This window comes from Pantoea sp. BRR-3P, assembly GCF_039621635.1.
In the GTDB taxonomy this organism is placed as follows: Bacteria; Pseudomonadota; Gammaproteobacteria; order Enterobacterales; family Enterobacteriaceae; genus Pantoea; species Pantoea floridensis.
Window position 1 is genome coordinate 554607 of sequence record NZ_CP155066.1, and the last position, 19682, is coordinate 574288.

Genomic DNA, 19682 nt, shown 5'->3' on the forward strand with positions numbered 1-19682 from the left:
AAGGGCACAAGGATGTGCCCCTTTCTCTTTAATGACTGGTGGACTATCGATGGAACTGATGCACTCAGGCGCAACTTTTCGCCGTTCGTTTAAGCTCAGCGTTCTCTGTGCGGGCATGGCTTTACTTTACAGTTCTCAACTTTTAGCGGCCAGTGACGCGTTAACCCGCGCGGGGCAGATCACCTCGGCAGGTTTAGCGCAACAGCAAGAACTCCCTTCATTAACCGGTGAGGTGGCCGAACCCGCACTGGCAAACGTACCCGACTTTCTCACCATCAATCAGGCAGTACAGCGCGCTGTCCAGTGGCATCCGGATATCGCCGAGGCCGTGGGCAAGATGCTGGAACAGGCCAATCAGGTTGATGTGGCGAAAGCCAAATATTATCCGCAGATCAGCGCCGGTATGAACAACGGCTACAGCAACGCCTACAGCGAGAAGGGCTTCAGTCCGTCGTTTGTGCTGTCGGTGTCGCAGATGCTGTATGACTTTGGCAAGGTGAGCAGCTCGGTACGCTCCGCCGAAGCCGGCGTGGCGCAGGAGCAGGCCAACGTATTGGTCAGCATTGATACCGTCGCGCACGATACCGCTGCGGCATTGGTGGAAGTGCAGGGTTATCAACAGCTGGTGACAATTGCCCAGCAGCAGCTGGCGGCGCTGAGTAAAATTGGCGATCTGGCGCGGCAGCGTAATGAAGAGGGCGCGGCTTCACTCTCCGATGCCACGCAAACTGACGCGCGTATCGAAGGTGCGCGCACCACGTTAATCCAGTATCAGGCCAATCTTGACCGCTGGCGCGCCACGCTGGCGACCTATCTCGGCTGGCCGCTGGTGAAGAAGGTTAGCGATGATTTCCCCGCCAAACTGACCCAATCCTGTCAGGTGGCGAAAGCCGATGACAAGCTCAATCCCTCGGTATTAGCGGCCTGGGCGCAGGCTAATCAGGCGCAGGCCAAGCTCGATAATGCCAATGCGCAGAACATGCCAACCATCTCGCTGGAGCCGCAGGTAACGCACTATCTCAACAATCATTACTCCGGCAGCGAGACGCTGGATCGCACGCAATATTCGGCGTTTGTGAAAGTGGAAATGCCGCTGTATCAGGGCGGCGGTATCACCGCCAGCCGGGATGCGGCAGCCAATGCCTTGCAGGCCGCCAATGCGGCCGTCAACTCGGCGCGACTGAAAGCGCGCCAGCAGCTGAGTGAATCGCAGAACGAGTCGTAAAGCCTGTCGCTGAGCCTCGCGATTATGGGACGGCAGCAGTCGCTGGGCGAGAAAACCCAGTCGCTGTATCAGGATCAGTATCTGCAACTCGGCACGCGTCCTTTACTGGATGTTTTGAACGCCGAGCAGGAAGTGTTCCAGACGCGTTTCACCCTGCAGCAAACCATCAGCCAGTTACGCTCACTGCAGCTCGATTGCCTTTACAGCACCGGACATATGCGGTCAGCGTTTGCACTGAATAATCAGCGGATCCAGTCCGTGGAGATCCAGCCATGACGCAATTACAGATTCCCGATGCGCCCGACAGCGCCTCCGGGGGCAACGTGCCCTTACACGGATGGGCCACCGCCATCATCCTGATTGCCACCCACTATCGCTTGCCCTGTTCGCCGGGCATGATCATGGCCGCCGCCGAATGGCAGGGCAAACAGACGCGCGACAAAGCGCTGCGCCATCTGGCGCGTCAGGCGGGTTTATCGCTGCAGCTGTATGAAGAGAATAAGTGGGAGATCACCAGCTGGCGGCTGCCGCTGGCGATAGAGCTGGCCGATGGCCAGGTGGGCGTGATTACCCAGTTTGATGGGGACGATGAAGTGCGCGTGCACTTCGCCGGTGATGAGCAGCCCGCGCCGATTGCGCTGGCAACGCTGCTACCGGAAATCCGCTTTGCCGCCGCGCTGCGTCCGGTTACCGCGGCCAAGGACAGTCGCGTCGATCGCTATCTCGCCGGGGTAAAGCCGGACTGGCTGCGCCGCCTGGTGCTGCACGATCTGCGACCTTACGGCTACGTGATGCTGGGATCGTTCCTGATCAACCTGCTGGCGCTGGTTGGCATCATCTTCTCGATGCAGGTGTACGATCGCGTGATTCCGGCGCAATCCTATCCAACGCTGTATGTGCTGTATATCGGCGTGATTATCTCGGTGGTGTTTACCTACATCCTGCGCGTCGGGCGCGATCACGTGACCGATCTGCTGGGTAAGCGCGCCGATATGCGCGTTTCCGATCGGGTATTTGGTCACGCACTGCGGCTACGCAACAGCGCCGTACCGCGCTCGACCGGCACCTTTATCTCGCAGCTGCGCGAACTGGAGTCGATCCGCGAAATGGTCACCTCCACCACGGTGACGGCGATTGTTGATATGCCGTTCTTCCTGCTGTTCCTGCTGGTGATGGCGATTATCGCGCCGCAGCTGGCGTGGATTGCGCCAGTGGCGGTGCTGTTGATGGTGCTGCCGGGCGTGATGAGCCAGAAAAAGCTGTCAAAACTGGCGCAGCAGAATCTCAAGGAGTCGACGCTGCGTAACGCGGTGCTGGTGGAGAGCGTGCAGGGGCTGGAAGACATCAAGCTGATGCAGGCGGAAGATCGCTTCCTGCAACAGTGGAACAGCTACATTCGCATCACTGCGCAATCCGGCGTCGAGATGCGCAAGGTAATGCACTCGCTGATTACCTGGGGCGTGACGGTGCAAGGTTTGGTGTATGCCAGCGTGATTGTGATTGGTGCGCCGATGGTGATCGATGGCGATATCACCACCGGTGCGATTGTTGCCGCCTCGCTGCTCTCGTCGCGCATGATTGCGCCGATGGCCACGCTGTGCGGCGTGCTGGCGCGTTGGCAGCAGGTAAAAGCGGCAAAAGGCAGCCTTGATGCGCTGATGAACTTGCCAGTGGAAAACAGCAAGGAGGAGACGCGGATTCACTCGCCGGTGCTGTTTGGTCACTACCAATTTACCGACGCGATGTTTCGTTACTACACCGATTCGCTGACCATCGCGCTGCGCATCAAAAGTCTGACCATCAAGCCCGGCGAGCGGGTTGCGGTGCTGGGGCGCAACGGATCGGGTAAATCAACGTTGCTGCAGGCGATGATCGGCGGCATCGATCTCGTCGGCGGCGAGCTGCGGCTGGATAACCTCAGCCTGCCGCATATTGATGTGGCGGATGTGCGGCGCAACGTCGGCCTGCTGACGCAAAATGCGCGCCTGTTCCACGGCACGCTGCGTGAAAATCTCACCCTCGGCGCGGCGCACGCCACCGATGATGCGATCTTCGGCGCGCTGACCGTGAGCGGTGGGGCAGATTTTATTCGTCGTCTGCCGCTCGGCCTCGATCATCCGATCATGGAAGGCGGCACGGGATTGTCCGGTGGCCAGCGCCAGTCGCTGCTGCTGGCGCGCATGCTGTTGCGCGATCCCAATATTATCCTGCTGGATGAGCCGACGGCAGCGCTCGACGATCACACCGAGAAAGAGTTTATTGAGCGTCTCGGTCAGTGGTTGAACGGCCGCACGCTGATCGTGGCGACGCACCGCGCAGCGATCCTCGCGCTGGTGGATCGTGTGCTGGTGCTGAAGGAGGGACAGCTGGTGATGGATAGTCCGAAAGAGAATGCTCTGCCACCGCCGCGCGCCAGTGGCGGCCAGCCGGAGGCGCAAGCATGATAAAACAACTCCCGGCACGACTGCGGCTGGTGACCGCAGCAGAAGTGGATTCCTCCGACGATCTGTTGGGCGAGCTGCGATCCGAAACTCACTACACCGGCGCAGTGCGCCTGATTGTCATCAGTACCGCGTTGATCCTGATTACGGTGATCTGGGCGTGGTTTGGCGTACTGGATGAAGTTTCTACCGGCACCGGCAAAGTGATTCCCAGTTCGCGCGATCAGGTGTTGCAATCGCTGGAGGGCGGCATCCTGACTGAACTCTATGTGCATGAAGGCGATCAGGTGCAGGCCGGGCAAATCGTCGCGCGCCTTGATGCCACTCGCTCGCAATCCAACGTCGGAGAGAGTGCGGCACGCTATCGCGCTGCGCTGGCTGCGGCTGCGCGTCTGACTGCCGAGGTGAACGATCAGCCGCTGACGTTTCCGGCGGAGCTGGATAAATTTCCCGATCTGAAGGCCTCAGAAGCGCGGCTGTACAAAACCCGCCGTGCACAGCTCGCTGATGCCACCGCGCAGTTTAATCAGTCACTGGCGCTGGCCAACCGCGAGCTGGCTATCACTCAGCGGCTGGCGAAAACTGGCGCCGCCAGTAGCGTAGAGGTGCTGCGCCTGCAGCGCGATAAGTCGGATCTGGAGCTAAAGCTTACGGATATGCGGTCGCAATATTACGTGCAGGCGCGTGAAGAGCTGGCAAAGGCCAACGCCGAAGCTGACAGCATGGGACAAGTGGTGAAAGGGCGGGAAGACACGGTAACGCGTATGACCATTCGTTCGCCGATGCGCGGCATCGTGAAAAACATCAAAGTCTCCACCGTTGGCGGCGTAGTGCCACCGAATGGCGAGCTGATGAATATTGTGCCAATGAACGATCGCCTGCTGATTGAAGCGCGCCTTTCACCGCGTGATATCGCTTTTATCCATCCCGGCCAGCGCGCGGTGGTGAAGATCTCGGCTTATGATTACGCGATTTATGGCGGCCTTAACGGCGTGGTAGAGAGTATCTCGCCGGATACCATTCAGGATGAGGTCAAACCAGAGATTTACTATTACCGCGTGTTTATTCGCACCGATAACGACTATGTGCAGAATAAAGCCGGAAAACGCTTCTCCATCAGTCCGGGAATGGTGTCTACGGTGGATATCAAAACCGGTGAAAAGACGATAATGGATTACCTGATCAAACCGTTTAACAAAGGTAAGGAGGCGATGCGCGAACGCTGATTTACGCGGGTCGCCAGGGACGGCGACCTAACAATACCTCTACCCATTCAAGCCTGTTTCTTCTTCCCTCTTCAGAATAAATCAATCCTTTCAATAAGAACGGCCTCAAAGCTTGCTAAAGGCGACATAACTGTCAGGTAACCGCACTTTTAGCTACGCGCAAAAAGCATAAAAATAGCGCCTGTTCGAATTTTCGACTGATTACACATTACGTCTTATGTATCAATGCCGTCACTGGGATGAAGGGGTTGCTACAGAATCTGCAACACCTTCACACACAGGAACTGGTATGTCTGCAACTCGCGTCTCCGCTGGTTCGGCGCAGAGCGTCGAGCCGATCGCCTCTGTCACCGCTAGTGAGACAGGCTCCATCGGCATATTTTCCTCCGGCATTTGGCGCATTCCGCATCTGCGCACTTTTCTATCACAGCCGTGTCACAAGCTCTCTGCGCGCCGCGCGATACCTGACGACATCACCACCGTTGCGGTGTGGGGCCATCGGCCCAGCGCGCATAAGCCGGTGGAGATGGCGCTGGCGTCAGGTAAACCCATCTTGCGGCTGGAAGATGGGTTTATCCGTTCGCTGGATTTAGGCGTAAATGGCGCGCCGCCGCTCTCGATGGTGCTGGATAGTGAGGGCATCTATTACGATGCGCGCCAGCCCAGCACGCTGGAGCGATTGATCCAGGATCGTACTGGCAATCAGGCGCTGCATGCTGACGCACAGCAGGCGATGGATATTATCGTCGCGGGGGATTTGTCGAAATACAATCACGCCCCGGCGTTTAGCGCGGGCGAAATGCTAAAGCGCGAAATCGTGCTGGTGGTGGATCAAACCTTCAACGATGTGTCGGTGCAATATGGCAACGCGTGTGCAGAGCATTTTGCTGCGATGTTACAGGCTGCGCTGGATGAAAACCCGCGCGCTATGGTGTGGGTGAAAGTCCATCCGGATGTGTTGCAGGGCAAAAAAGCCGGCTATTTCGCCCATCTGCAAGCCTCTGCGCGGGTGCATCTGATGGCGGATAACGTTAGCCCGCAGTCGCTGCTGCGTCACGTCTCGCGGGTGTATGCGGTGACGTCGCAGTATGGCTTTGAAGCGCTGATGGCGGGTAAACCGGTGACCTGCTTTGGTCAGCCGTGGTATGCGGGCTGGGGCTTAACCGACGATCGCCATCCCAAGGCGCAACAGCTGGCGCAGCGTCGTGGCAACGCCACGCTGCATGAACTGTTTGCTGCCGCTTATCTGCGCTACTGCCGCTACATTCATCCGGTGAGCGGTACAGCCGGGACGCTGTTTGATGTGCTGAACTGGCTACAGTTGCAGCGCCGTCATCAGCAGCAGCGCCACGGACATTTATGGGCGCCGGGCTTAACGCTGTGGAAATCGACCATCCTCAAACCTTTTTTGCGTACGTCGGCTAATAGCTTGAGTTTTGCGCCGCGCAGCCGTCAGGCCACAGCCTGCGTGGTGTGGGGCGTGCGACATGAACAGCGCTGGCAGGACAAACTGCGCGGGCGGCATCTGCCGATCTGGCGTATGGAAGATGGCTTTTTGCGTTCCTCCGGTTTGGGCTCGGATCTGCTGGCGCCGCTGTCGCTGGTGCTGGATAAACGCGGCATCTATTACGATGCATCGCGGCCGAGCGATCTGGAAGAGTTGCTGAATAACAGCGATCTCACCCCGGCGCAGCGGCTGCGTGCGGAGCAGCTGCACCAGCGCTTAGTGGCAACCAAAATCAGCAAATATAACCTTGGTGCGGAGTTCATCCTACCGGCAGCAGCTAAGGGCAAACGCGTGCTGCTGGTGCCGGGCCAGGTGGAAGATGATGCTTCGATTGCAACCGGCACCTTCGCCATCAATACCAATCTGGCGCTATTGCGTACCGTACGTGAACGCAATCCTGACGCGTTCATTATTTATAAACCCCATCCCGATGTGCTTGTCGGCAACCGTAAAGGTGATATTGCCGCCGAAGAGGTAGCGCGCTTAGCGGATTATCAGGCACTCGATGCCGATATTATCCAGTGCATTCAGCGCGTTGATGAGTTGCATACCATGACCTCGCTGTCTGGATTTGAAGCGTTACTGCACGGCAAGCAAGTGCACTGTTACGGCATGCCGTTTTACGCCAACTGGGGCGTGACCGTTGACGAATATCGCTCCAGCCGTCGCCAGCGTCAGTTAACGCTAGCGGACCTGGTTTATCAGGCGCTGATTGCCTATCCCACCTATATCCATCCGGTACGACAGAACGCGATAAGCGTGGAAGAGGCGGTGACGTGGTTGCATGAAGCGCCGCGAGCGCAGATGCAGCTTTGCAGCGGCAAAAAAGGCTATGCCATACGGCAATCACGCAAACTGGCGATGGTGCTAAAAGTCGCGCTGCGTAAATATCAATTTTAAATGAAGGTAAGTGATGAAAGGGAATGCCTTTAAAAAACTGATGGCCGGTAAAAAATATCTTTTACTGCAGGGCCCAATGGGACCTTTTTTTAACGATATTGCTGAATGGCTGGAATCTCACGATCGTGAAGCCGTAAATGTGGTATTTAACGGTGCCGATCGTTTTTACTGTCGCCAGCGTAAATATCTGCCTTATTTAAAATCAGAAAAACAATTTCCGACATGGCTGCGCGATACGCATCAGGAATATAATTTCGATACGATTCTTTGTTTCGGTGATTGTCGGCCTATGCATTTGGCGGCTAAGCGCTGGGCACAGGCGAGAGGAATTCGTTTTATTGCGTTTGAAGAGGGCTATTTGCGTCCGCACTTTATTACGGTAGAAGAGGGCGGCGTGAATGCCTTCTCATCATTACCGCGCGATCCCGAGTTCTATCGCCAATTACCTGAAATGCATGCGGTGCAGATTGAACCCTTCCAGCCTTCCACCCAGAAGCGCATTGGCCACGCCATGTGGTATTACGCCGTCGGCTGGTTTTATCGCCATGAATTTAAAAACTATCGCCACCATAAGTCCTTCTCACCCTGGTATGAAGCCCAGTGCTGGGTAAGGGCTTACTGGCGTAAGCAGTGGTACGGCTGGCGTCAGCGCAATGTGTTATCCCAACTGCAGTCCAGCCTGGATCAGCGTTTTTTCCTCGCGGTTTTGCAAGTCTACAATGACAGTCAGATTCGCAATCATAGTCCGTATGAAGATGTGCGCGATTATATTAATGAAGTGATCTTTTCATTTTCAAAGGGCGCATCGCGTGATGCGTTTTTAGTGATTAAGCATCATCCCATGGATCGCGGGCACCGCTTATATGCACCTCTGATTAATAAGTTGTGCAAAGATTATGGCGTCGCGGGCAGAGTCATCTATGTTCACGATTTACCTTTGCCTGAACTGCTGAATCATGCAAAAGCCGTTATCACCATCAACAGTACCGTTGGCATCTCGGCATTAATCCATGGAAAGCCGCTAAAGGTCATGGGCAACGCGTTTTATGATATTCAGGGATTAACCTATCAGGGACAGCTGAATCAATTCTGGAATGCCAGCTTTAAACCGGATATGGGATTATTTAAGAAGTTTAGAACTCATATCATTGCTAATACGCAGATCAATGCGGTTTATTACGGTGGTGATAAACCGCGTGGTGAAGGGGAAAGAAGCGTGGTCTTCAGGGAGATGAATGAAAGAATGGATGTGGCATGATTTTTTTAAGTGAGCTCCGCAACCTATGCGGAGTTTTATTGTAATTAGACGGCACACGCCCCTCTGAAAGAATTCTGAATTAACTAATGTTTTCAATAAGAAAGAGCTCAAACCTCATGAAAGGCAGCATAACTGTCAGGTAACTGCACTATGAGCTACGGGCGAAAAGCATAAAAATAGCGCCTGTTCGAATTTTCTACTGATTTGAAATGACATCTTATGTATCAATGCCGTCACTGGGATGAAGGGGTTGCTACAGAATCTACACCACCTTCATTACAGGAAATGGTATGTCTGCAACTCTCGTCTCCGATCATTCGGCGCAGAGCGCCGAGCCGATCGCATCTGTGCGCCACACTCTGCAAGAGCAGGGCGCAGCGCTGCAAAACCTGGCACAGCAACTTGATGATGCACAGTATCAACGCGCTCTAAGGCTGATGATGCAGTGCCAGGGACACGTTATCCTCTCAGGAATGGGTAAATCCGGCCATGTGGGTCGCAAAATTGCCGCAACGCTGGCCTCTACCGGCACACCGGCTTTCTTTGTTCATCCAGCGGAAGCCTTCCACGGCGATCTCGGCATGATTACCCCTTACGATCTGATCATTTTGATTTCCGCCAGCGGTGAAACAGATGAAATCCTTAAGCTGGTGCCGTCGCTAAAGGCCTTTGGCAATCGCATTGTAGCCATCACCAATAACGCCGCATCGACGCTGGCGAAAAACGCCGATGCGGTGCTGGAACTCAACATGCGCAGCGAAAGTTGCCCCAATAATCTTGCGCCTACTACCTCCACCACGCTGACCATGGCGATAGGTGATGCGCTGGCAATTGCGCTGATGAAACAGCGCTGCTTTATGCCGCATGACTTTGCACGCTATCACCCTGGCGGTTCACTGGGGCGTCGTTTACTGACGCGTGTTGCGGATGTGATGCACACCGTTGTGCCGACGGTGCTGCCAGATGCCAGCTTTACCACTGTGATTCAGCGCATCACCAGCGGATGTCAGGGCATGGTGGCGGTAGCTGATAACCTTGGCCAACTTGTTGGCATTATCACCGATGGCGATCTGCGGCGTTTCATGGAGCGTGAGCCCACGCTGCACAACGCGACAGCAGCCCAGATCATGACTCATGCACCAATAACCGTCTCACAGGACATCATGATTTCGGAAGCCGAAGAGATGATGCAAAAACACCGTATCTCCGTGCTGCTTGCCACCAACGAACAGCAGCTGGTCACGGGCCTGGTGCGCATTTTTGACTGAACTGACGTTCTGCCAACCTTATTAAAATGAAAGATACATCAATGTTAATTGAGAAACTTAAAACCGCTGCGGCGCCTGTGCAGGCTTATGTGACGCTGGCAAATATGCAGAAGCATTTGGCCAAAATCGTCATTCTGCTGCCAATGGCGCTGTTGCTGATCTATCTGGCGGTATTTAGCCAGCCACGATTTATGAGCGAATCTAAAGTAGCGATTAAACGCGCCAGCGATATTGATGGTAATAGCCTGAATGTTGGGCTACTGCTTGGTGCTGCGAATCCTAGCTCGACCGAAGATGCGCTTTATCTCAAGGAGTACATCAACTCTCCCGACATGCTCACCGCACTGGATAAGCAGCTCAATTTCCATGAAGCCTTCAGCCACAGCGGCCTTGATTTCCTCAATTATTTGGGCGCAGAGCAAACCACCGAGCGCTTCCTGCGTTATTACCGCGATCGCATCAGCGTGGCATATGAAGATAAGACTGGATTATTAAGCATTCAGACGCAGGGCTTTAGTCCTGACTTTGCGTTGCGATTTAACGAGGCGATGCTGAAAGAGTCTGAACGTTTTATCAATGAGTTATCGCACCGCATCGCGCGCGACCAGCTCAATTTTGCCGAAGCGGAGATGGAGAAGGCGCGTAAGCGTTTGGATAGCAGCAAAGCAGAGCTGTTGGCCTATCAGAATAGCCACAGCGTACTCGATCCACAGGCTTCTGCGTTGGCCGCCAGCACCCTGGTGAACACCTTGATGGGGCAGAAGATTCAGATGGAAGCGGAGCTGCGCAATCTTCTAACTTATTTGCGCGATGATGCACCGCAGGTGGTCAGCGCACGAAATGCGATTCAGTCGCTTCAGGCGCAGATTGAAGAAGAGAAAAACAAGATCACCGCGCCGCAAGGCGACAAGCTAAACAGCATGGCACTGGCCTTCGAAGAGATTAAAGCCAGAGTCGAATTTGATACGCAGATTTACAAGCTGGCGTTGACCTCGATTGAGAAAACTCGCGTGGAAGCGGCACGCAAACTGAAAGTGCTATCGGTGATCAGTTCACCGCAGCAGCCGCAGGAAACCACCTTCCCTAATTATCCTTATCTGATCGCCTGCTGGTTACTGGTGAGCTGCCTGCTGTTCGGCACCATCAAACTGCTGCTGGCGGTGATTGAAGACCACCGCGATTAATGCGGTCGCTGAATGAGTTTGTGATGAAATTACTAAAACCTTTATTACTGATTGCCGCCAGTTTAGCGGCACAAACCAGCGCGGCGATTGACATTAACGCCGATGCCAACCTGACCGGTGCAGCCCCATTACCGCAGTTTATTACCGGACAACAGCCCGCAGTACAGAACAACAGCGGCTTTGATAATACGCCGCCGCCAATGGCACCCACGGTGTTAAGCCGCATGTTTGGTGCGCAGTTGTTTAACGGTACCAGCGCCGATAGCGGTGCCACCGTTGGTTTCAACCCGGGATATATTCTTAACCCTGGCGATAGCGTGCAGATTCGGCTGTGGGGTGCTTTCACCTTTGATGGCGCATTACAAGTTGATCCTAAAGGCAATATATTCCTGCCTAACGTTGGGCCAGTGAAAGTGGCGGGCGTTAGCAACAGCCAGTTAAATTCGCTTATTACCGCGAAAGTGAAAGAGGTCTATCAGGCTAATGTGAGCGTTTACGCCTCGCTGCTGCAGGCACAGCCGGTGAAAGTCTACGTGACTGGTTTTGTGCGCAGCCCTGGCTTATACGGTGGCGTCACCTCGGATTCCCTGCTTAATTATTTGATTAAAGCAGGCGGTGTTGATGCCGATCGCGGCAGCTATGTGGACATCAGCGTTAAGCGCGGGAATAAAGTACGTTCAAATGTGGATCTTTACGACTTCCTGCTCAACGGCAAACTTGGGCTAGCGCAGTTTGCCGATGGCGACACCATCGTAGTTGGTCCGCGCCAGCATACCTTTAGCGTGCAGGGTGATGTGTTCAACAGCTATGACTTTGAGTTCCGCAACAGCAGCATTCCAGTGACGGAAGCGTTGAACTGGGCACGGCCAAAGCCGGGTGCCACTAACATCACCATTATTCGTCAACAAGGGTTAGCTAAGCGCAGCGAATACTATCCGATTGGCACCGCAGCAGGTCGCATGTTGCAGGATGGCGATACGCTGATTGTTAGTACCGATCGCTACGCCGGCACCATTCAGGTACGCGTTGAGGGTGCGCACTCGGGTGAGCATGCCATGATCTTGCCGTATGGCTCGAGCATGCGTGCGGTGCTGGCGAAGATTCGCACTAACAGTATGTCGCAGATGGATGCGATCCAGCTTTATCGCCCTTCAGTGGCACTGCGTCAGAAAGAGATGCTGGATCTGGCGCTGCGTAAGCTGGAAGAGGCTTCGCTCTCAGCACAATCAGCAACCAAAGAAGAAGCCAGTCTGCGTATGCAGGAAGCACAGCTGGTGAGCCGCTTTGTGGCTAAAGCGCGCACCGTGGTGCCGAAAGGCGAGGTGATTCTCAATCCAAAAGATCTCGACAATGTCTTATTAGAAGATGGTGACGTGATCAGTATTCCGCAGAAAACCTCGCTGGTGATGGTACATGGCGAAGTGATGTTCCCGAATGCGGTGAGCTGGAAAAAAGGCCTGCGTCCGAAGGATTACATCGAGATGTGTGGCGGCCTGACGCAGAAATCGGGTAATGCCAAAATCATCGTGATTCGCCAGAACGGCGCGGCGGAAAACGCTGAGGATGTCGACCAGCTTAACGCGGGCGATGAGCTGATGGTGCTGCCGAAATATGAGTCGAAGAATATTGAAGTGACGCGCGGCATTTCCACAATTCTTTATCAGCTGGCAGTAGGCGCGAAAGTGTTGCTGACGATTTAAGGAGTGCATATGAGCAAAGCAGTGATAGTGATCCCCGCCCGTTTTGGCTCCTCGCGCCTGCCGGGGAAGCCGCTGCTGGATATTGTCGGCAAACCGATGGTCCAGCATGTCTATGAGCGAGCGCTTCAGGTAGCGGGAGTGGCTGAAGTGTGGGTCGCGACCGATGATGAGCGTGTGATCCAAGCGGTAGAGGGCTTCGGTGGTAATGCGATTATGACGCGTGCCGATCATGAATCCGGCACTGACCGCTTGGTCGAAGTGATGCAGAAAGTTGCTGCAGATATCTACATCAATCTGCAGGGTGATGAACCAATGATTCGTCCAGAAGATGTGGCGCATCTGGTACAGGGAATGCGAGATGATGCGGAGCTGCCAGTAGCAACTTTATGTCACCCCATCTCTGCTGAAGAAGCACTGGAAGTCAGTTCGGTAAAAGTGGTGGTGAATGCGCGTCGTGATGCGCTCTACTTCAGCCATTCACCGATCCCTTATCCGCGTCATGTCGATAAAGCGCGTTATCTGAAACATGTTGGTATTTACGCCTATCGCCGTGATGTGTTGCAGAACTACAGCAATCTGTCGGAGGCCATGCCTGAGCAGGCGGAATCACTGGAGCAATTGCGTTTAATGAACGCAGGGATTGCGATTCGTGTCTTTGAAGTAGCGCCTACCGGACCAGGCGTTGATACGCCTGCGTGTCTGGAAAAAGTGCGCAAGCTAATGACGCAGGATCTGTCAGAAAACACATGATTGGCATCTTCTCTTCCGGCGTCTGGCGTATTCCTCAACTGGAAAATTTTCTGGCTCAGCCGTGCCGAAAGCTATCGGTATTACGCCCGATACCACCGGAGATTGATGCTATTGCAGTATGGGGCCATCGACCAAGCGCAGCCAAATCGGTTGCGCTAGCTAAGGCCGCGGGTAAATCGGTCATTCGGCTTGAAGAGGGTTTTATCCGCTCATTGGATGCCGGGGTTAACAGTAGGCAGCCGTTGTCTATTGTGGTTGATGACATCGGTATTTATTACGATGCAAATCAGCCGAGTGCGCTTGAAACATTGATTCAAGACAAAACCGGTAATGCGGCTCTAGCCGATCAGGCGCACGAAGTGATGCAAAACATCGTGGCCGATCACCTGTTGAATAGTAACCAAGTATCGGTGTTGGCGGCGGGCGAAACACTGAATTGCGAACGGGTGCTGGTGCTTGATCAGAGCTACAACGACGTATCGGTAACGTACGGCAATGCCTTAACCATTCAGAAACCTTTCTTGAGTACTAAGTAAAATACAGTGCGTTTTTCTAATCGTTATATTAGTGCGACTGCCTGTGTTGTCTGAGGAATAAAGGGCGAGTACCGTTGGTGTAATACAGCAAATCAACGTTTACTGCCACTGTAACGTATGGAATATGGGTTTTTACGCTCATCAGGCTTCGGTTCAAACTTATTACCTCCGCTGTCTCTGGTGCTAGGTGAGCGGGGCATCTATTACGACGCTTCCCGTCCCAGTGATTTGGAAACGCTGTTAAGCTGTTAAATAGCAGCGATCTCACGCCGGCAAAGCAACTGTGAGCGCAGAAGCTTCAGCAACGATTGGTTGCGGCAAAGCTCAGTAAATACAACCTTGGCGCTGAATTTTGCCTGCCGCCAGAAGCATAGCGCAAACGCGTGCTGCTGGTGCCTGGCAGGTAGAGGATGACGCTTCGATTGCTACCGGTACTTTTTCCATCAATACTAATCAGGTGCTGTTACGCACCGTGCGCGATCGCAATCCAGATGCTTTCATCATCTATAAACATCATCCTGATGTGTTTGTCGGCAATCGTAAAGGTGAGGTTGCGGCGGATGAGGTGGCGTGTTTGGCCGATTCTCAGGCGCTAGATGCCGACATTATTCAGTGCATCCAGAGTGCCGACGAATTATACACAATGACTTCGCTTTCAGGTTTTGAAGCGCTGCTGCACGGCAAGAAAGTACACTGTTACGGCCTGCCGTTTTATGTCAACTGGGAAGTAACGGTTGATGAGCACCAATCCAGTCGTCGCCAGCGCCAGTTAACTCTGGCTGATTTGGTGTATCAGACGCTAAATACCTATCCCACTTATATCCATCCCGAAAGATAGGAAGCAATGAGTGTCGAAGAAGCTGTGACATGGCTGAGTTAAGCACCACGGGGTCAAATGTTTTATAGCCGACTAAAAGCGGGGCGCATGGTGCGCTATTTCCGCAAGTTGATGATGTTTTGTAAAGTGAAGGTTGGGTAAGTCGAAGGTCAAGAATGCAAGGTATTGCTTTTAGGAAACTGCTGGCAGCAAAAGATAACTGCAGTTAAAGGGGGAATAGTCTCTTTTTTCACTGGTCTTGCTGAGTATCTGGAATCCACTGATAAACAAGCCATAAATACTTATTTTATTTACAAACTCCACTCGAGTTTTCCAACAGTTTAAGTGAAAACCCATAAAGATTATGCGTTCGAAATTATTTTGTGTTTCGGTAATTGCTGTTCGCTGCATCAGGAAGCCAATCAGTGGGCGAAAGATAATGGGATTCGTTTCCTAGTATTTCAAGAAGGTTATCTACGGCCATATTTTATCACTCTGGAAGAGGTGGGGTAAATGCCTATTCATTTCTGCCACGTGACCTGGAGTTTTATCGCAATCTGCCGGATATATCGGTAAAGCCAATATCCAAAATTAAACCTTCAACGGCGAAACAGATTTGGCACAACTCGTGGTATTATCTGATCGGGCACTGTTACCATCGAAATATCCCCCATTATCAACACTACAAATCATTCTGCCCGTGGTACAAAGCGCGCTGCTGGTTTCGAGCGCTTATGAAGCGCAAGATATTACTGCGTCTGCAAAGGGAGTTAAGTCAACGCTTTTACCGTGTCGTTCTTTTGTTATATAAGGACAGCCAGATTAAACATAGCAGCCCGTACAAATATATGCGTGAATATATTAATGAGGCAGTGTAGTCATTTGCGGCGCATGCGCCAAAAGATACCTATCTGGTGATTAAACATCATCCGATGGATCGCGGGTATTGTTTCTACAGCCCGCTGATTAAACAATCGAGTTAGATGTTTAGCGTGGTAGGCAGAGTGATATACGTGCATGCCTTGCCACTACCAGAGTTGCTGATGCATATGAAGGGGAGGAGTGACGATTAACAGTACGGTAGGAATTTCAGCGTTGATTCATTTTAAACCGGTGAATGTGATGGGGAAGGCATTCTATGATATCGAAAAATTGTCTTATATGAATCGATTAAACACCTTCTGGATATGTCCCTCCAAGCCAAACCAGAATTTATTGCAAGAATTTAGATATCACATGATAAGTAATGCATAGGTGAATAATTTGTATTATTTGTGCTTTGTTAAATTATGGATTAAAACCTTTATTAATAAGTAAAGATCAGGCAATAAAAATATTTTAACTGTAGCTTGATTTTAAATTTTATTTATAAGAAGGCGAGAGATGCTCGCCTTCTTATGTTAACAGCTTCAACTTGTCAATTTATACCACATCCTAAGTGACTTATGCTTTGAATCTTTAAAGAAAGAATCTCTATCCCTATTATATTTATTTAGTTTGTTTTTTTTTAAAAAAATGTTAAACAAGTGTTTTTCTAAAGTATTGAATAATTTAGATTTGAGTTGATGCTTGACTTCAGTAGATTGGGAAAGGTTCTCACCTATTTTATTTTTATTTGAAATGTCACTTTCTCGTTCAACTGATGCTTTAGGTTTATTTGAAAAAAAACTTTTAGCACCGTTTAAAAAAACGGAGTTTTGGTTAGGTTTATTACCAATAATGAACTTCTCAGTCACTCCGCCGAAGGAATCTTCAAAGGCGTATCCAACTAACATTGCAGCGTCTTTTTTATCGGTGTTATTAATAAAATGAGAGTAGACTTTTTCTCCCAAAGCCCAGTCTGAATAAACAGTGTTGAAGTTGGTTCCAAAACGTTTTATTACATCTTGAGAAAATTCAATGGTTCCACGATGGATTTCGTCAATTAGCTGACTTCTTTTTGCATGATTAGGCTCGTCCCTGAAATTTTTCAACAGGTTTCCTGACTTATCGAAACTCATCGACACTAAACTCTTCTCAGTGTGGCATATGAAAAACTCTGTCAAATGTCTATGCTTTACGGCTGTGCTAGTGTGTTCACTCGAAACAAAATCGCCAACATAAGCTTTGATTTGGTGCCCTTTATTGAGCCATGCTTCAGCTCCTTGTAATGTAGCATAGTAATAGCCATTTAGAGGCCTGTTTATTAAGTTACCTAATGAAGCTTGCATATTTGCTTTCCAGCCAATATCGACTATACCTGGTTTTTCTTCATTACTAAAACCTATAAAATCCAGATAGTTTAAGTAAGCCTCTCTTTCAACTTCACTCTGTTTAAGTATTTCTTCTTCGAGGTTTAAACACAATTTGGAAAAGTTAACCTTTGTGTTTTTATTTGAATCAAGTTCCTCAGAGTGAGAAGAAAATCCATGCTTCTGAGCAAGCTCTGCAGTTAATATGTTTTCATCGAGACCAAAGCGATAGTTAACTAATTTTGAAAGTTTTATGCCAGAACTAAATGGTTGCGATGCAACATTGAGAATGTCATTTTTATTTTTAATCGATGCAACCCGTGAAGCTCTTCTGGAGCTATAAAGATAAAAGCTTTTCGGGGCATTTATGTCATTTTGAGTAAGTTCATCGTAGACCTGTTTTAAAAGCCAACCTTCTCTAGAAAGAAAATACAAACGAGAAATTTTATCTTTCTTTGCCTGGCGACTTACCCATTGTATATAACTCATAATCATTGGGCCAATCGCAGCATAGCCGAGATTAAATGGTTTTCCCATGAATAAAGAAGTTTCTTCATTCACTGGAGTTTCCAGGTCAAACAGTTTGGCTGCAATCAAGCCAGCAATTATACTACGAGGTTTTTCTCCTGAACCTTTTTTAGAGCTAAAAATGTCACAGTAACTTTTATGCCGACTCATCCTATCAATGGCGCGCATAATACGAAAAGTTGAAAAGCCCTTAGATCTAGGTATCTTAATATCAGCATCAATATTATCTCCAATATGAAGGATTTTATTTGCTGGAATGTTAAGGTCATTTAAAACGATATCGAAAAGGCCACCTTCTTTTTTTCTTTTCCCATAACTACTGGAAACATAGAGTTTTACATAATTGTGATATCCTGTTTTTTTTAAAATTCTCTCGACAGCATGGTGGGGTAAATACATGTCGGAAATAATAGATATTGGTTTTTTACTTCTTAATGCTGCATCCCACAATCTCTTTCCTGCAGGTCTAATATCAATTAGCTCTAACTCTAAATCGATCTCAGCCTTCATAATTTTATCAGTGGTTTCAGGGTCAAGATGATAATGATTTTTTATTACCTGATAAATTTCGTTTAGAGTTATTTCATCCCTGCTAGAGTTTTTTCTCGTGTCAATTTCTGCAGCTAATCTAACTTTTGAAAAATCTTCAGTTGCTCCATTTGATATTAATAGTGCTTTGTGCTCTAGGAATTTATAAACATCCGACGGCTTTTCAACAGCTCTGTTTATTAAAGTATCAAAAACATCAAATGTTATGTGTTCAATTTCATTGTTTTTTATTATTTTTTCAACTCTTAATGCATCTTCAATTATTGAAGAGAAATTTTCATTTGAATTTTTAAAGTCTCTAGATGCGCGTTCAACATTAAAACTATCAATCACACTCTTCGCGTAACCTGAATCTAAAGATGTAAATTCGGTATAAAGTTCTATTCCTTTTTTTCCTTCTTTCTTGTTTTTTAGCATTGATTTTATCAGTGAGTCTAAGAATTCTCCATCCGTTAATATTTTGCTTGCTAACACTTGTTGCTTGTTAAGAATAAACCCTATAAGTGCCGTATAAATATCTTCTTTATTCCATTTTGAAGAAATAATATTTTCTTTGCTGATGTTTTTAAGAAATGTATCATGAGGTATAATAATGTCTTTATTCCAGATCATGCTCTGAATCGCTATGGATGAAGAACAACTTACTACTTCATCAACAAGAGGAATTAAATATTGTGAAATGCTATTAATTTCATCGAATTTTTTATTGAAAATAACATTATCCCGTGTACTATTAATGGCATGCAACACTTCCTCATTGAGAAAAGTATCCTTAACTTTAGGTGTTACATATTGAGTAACTACTAACCCTGTATTACTCTCAGACTTTTGAAGAGTGTCGAATAGAAAGTCTGCTTGAGATTTATAAGGAGTATCTGCCTGAAATGCATAATGTCCGCTTGTTTGTAACGGCAATAATTTTAATTTTTTATATTTCGCATTCGGATTTAAATCATTGTGATTAAATGGAAGAAGTTTCGAAATTGATTCTTTTGATTTAGAACAAAAGTATTTGATAAATTCTTTATTATCTTTATTTAAAGTTGCTTCAATGATATCTTCAAAATGCTTAATTAATGGTCCGTTCCTATATAATCCTATCGGATCAAAAGTAACCATGTGAGGATATGGTGCTCGACAAAATGCCCCAGGCATTTGATGTATGATCAATGATTCTGGGAATAGGCTTTCTAGAAAAGGAACAGGAGTTTCCCATAAAAGTATTACATCATAATGAGTAGATAATTTTTTATCAATATAACCTTCAATTTTTTTTGATATATCACCATATGGGTTTATATACAGTTCTTCGGATGGATCGGAGACAAGATCAATGGATTCTGCCATGTGGCTTATATTTAAATCAATAATATTTATTTTTTTTGAAAGTTTTGAACATTCTGGAGATATTAAGTTATTCGTTACAACTTCAACATCATATCCAATTTTACTTAATAAGTTTGCTTGAGGTATTAAATGATTGGTAAAGCAGTTTTTATAAAAAAGTATATCTCCTTGCGCGAACCATGGTGAATTCCATATTAATGCTTTCATTTTGTTAC

Annotated in this window: 9 protein-coding genes and 3 pseudogenes; 11 read left to right on the forward strand and 1 reads right to left on the reverse strand. The window is 49.4% G+C overall.

From position 1 onward, the window contains the following. Positions 1–49: 49 nt before the first annotated feature. The 11 genes and pseudogenes from AAGR08_RS02575 to AAGR08_RS02625 all read left to right on the forward strand — a co-directional run bounded on the left by AAGR08_RS02575 (position 50) and on the right by AAGR08_RS02625 (position 16066). A pseudogene (locus AAGR08_RS02575) lies at positions 50–1501 on the forward strand (TolC family outer membrane protein). Next, positions 1498–3669 (forward strand): type I secretion system permease/ATPase, encoded by a 2172-nt coding sequence (locus AAGR08_RS02580; protein WP_345828368.1) that lies wholly within the window; start codon positions 1498–1500, stop codon positions 3667–3669. The pseudogene AAGR08_RS02575 and the gene AAGR08_RS02580 overlap by 4 nt, the downstream one beginning before the upstream one ends. Next, positions 3666–4892 (forward strand): HlyD family type I secretion periplasmic adaptor subunit, encoded by a 1227-nt coding sequence (locus AAGR08_RS02585; protein ID WP_345828369.1) that lies wholly within the window; start codon positions 3666–3668, stop codon positions 4890–4892. The genes AAGR08_RS02580 and AAGR08_RS02585 overlap by 4 nt, the downstream gene beginning before the upstream one ends. A gap of 289 nt (positions 4893–5181) precedes the next feature. Next, on the forward strand, positions 5182–7299 hold the full coding sequence (locus AAGR08_RS02590; protein WP_345828371.1) for a capsular polysaccharide biosynthesis protein: 2118 nt from the start codon (positions 5182–5184) through the stop codon (positions 7297–7299). Between the two features lie 13 nt (positions 7300–7312). Beyond that, positions 7313–8557, forward strand: coding sequence for a capsular biosynthesis protein (locus tag AAGR08_RS02595; RefSeq protein WP_345829848.1), 1245 nt, complete (start codon positions 7313–7315; stop codon positions 8555–8557). Positions 8558–8847: 290 nt separating this feature from the next. Next, the gene (locus AAGR08_RS02600) at positions 8848–9825 is read left to right on the forward strand and encodes a KpsF/GutQ family sugar-phosphate isomerase (protein ID WP_345828372.1); all 978 of its coding nucleotides are present in this window, start codon (positions 8848–8850) and stop codon (positions 9823–9825) included. Between the two features lie 41 nt (positions 9826–9866). Continuing rightward, on the forward strand, positions 9867–11009 hold the full coding sequence (locus tag AAGR08_RS02605) for a capsule biosynthesis protein (protein ID WP_345828374.1): 1143 nt from the start codon (positions 9867–9869) through the stop codon (positions 11007–11009). A 23-nt stretch (positions 11010–11032) separates the two neighbouring features. Beyond that, positions 11033–12709 (forward strand): polysaccharide biosynthesis/export family protein, encoded by a 1677-nt coding sequence (locus AAGR08_RS02610; protein WP_345828375.1) that lies wholly within the window; start codon positions 11033–11035, stop codon positions 12707–12709. 9 nt (positions 12710–12718) lie between these two features. After that, positions 12719–13459, forward strand: coding sequence for a 3-deoxy-manno-octulosonate cytidylyltransferase (gene kdsB / locus AAGR08_RS02615; RefSeq protein WP_345828376.1), 741 nt, complete (start codon positions 12719–12721; stop codon positions 13457–13459). Further along, positions 13456–14974: pseudogene (locus AAGR08_RS02620) on the forward strand (hypothetical protein). The gene kdsB and the pseudogene AAGR08_RS02620 overlap by 4 nt, the downstream one beginning before the upstream one ends. 24 nt (positions 14975–14998) lie before the next feature. Next, positions 14999–16066, forward strand: a pseudogene (locus AAGR08_RS02625) (capsular biosynthesis protein). A 155-nt stretch (positions 16067–16221) separates the two neighbouring features. Here the strand turns inward: AAGR08_RS02625 and AAGR08_RS02630 are convergent. Further along, the gene (locus tag AAGR08_RS02630; protein WP_345828377.1) at positions 16222–19674 is read right to left on the reverse strand and encodes a hydrolase; all 3453 of its coding nucleotides are present in this window, start codon (positions 19672–19674) and stop codon (positions 16222–16224) included. Positions 19675–19682: the final 8 nt, after the last annotated feature.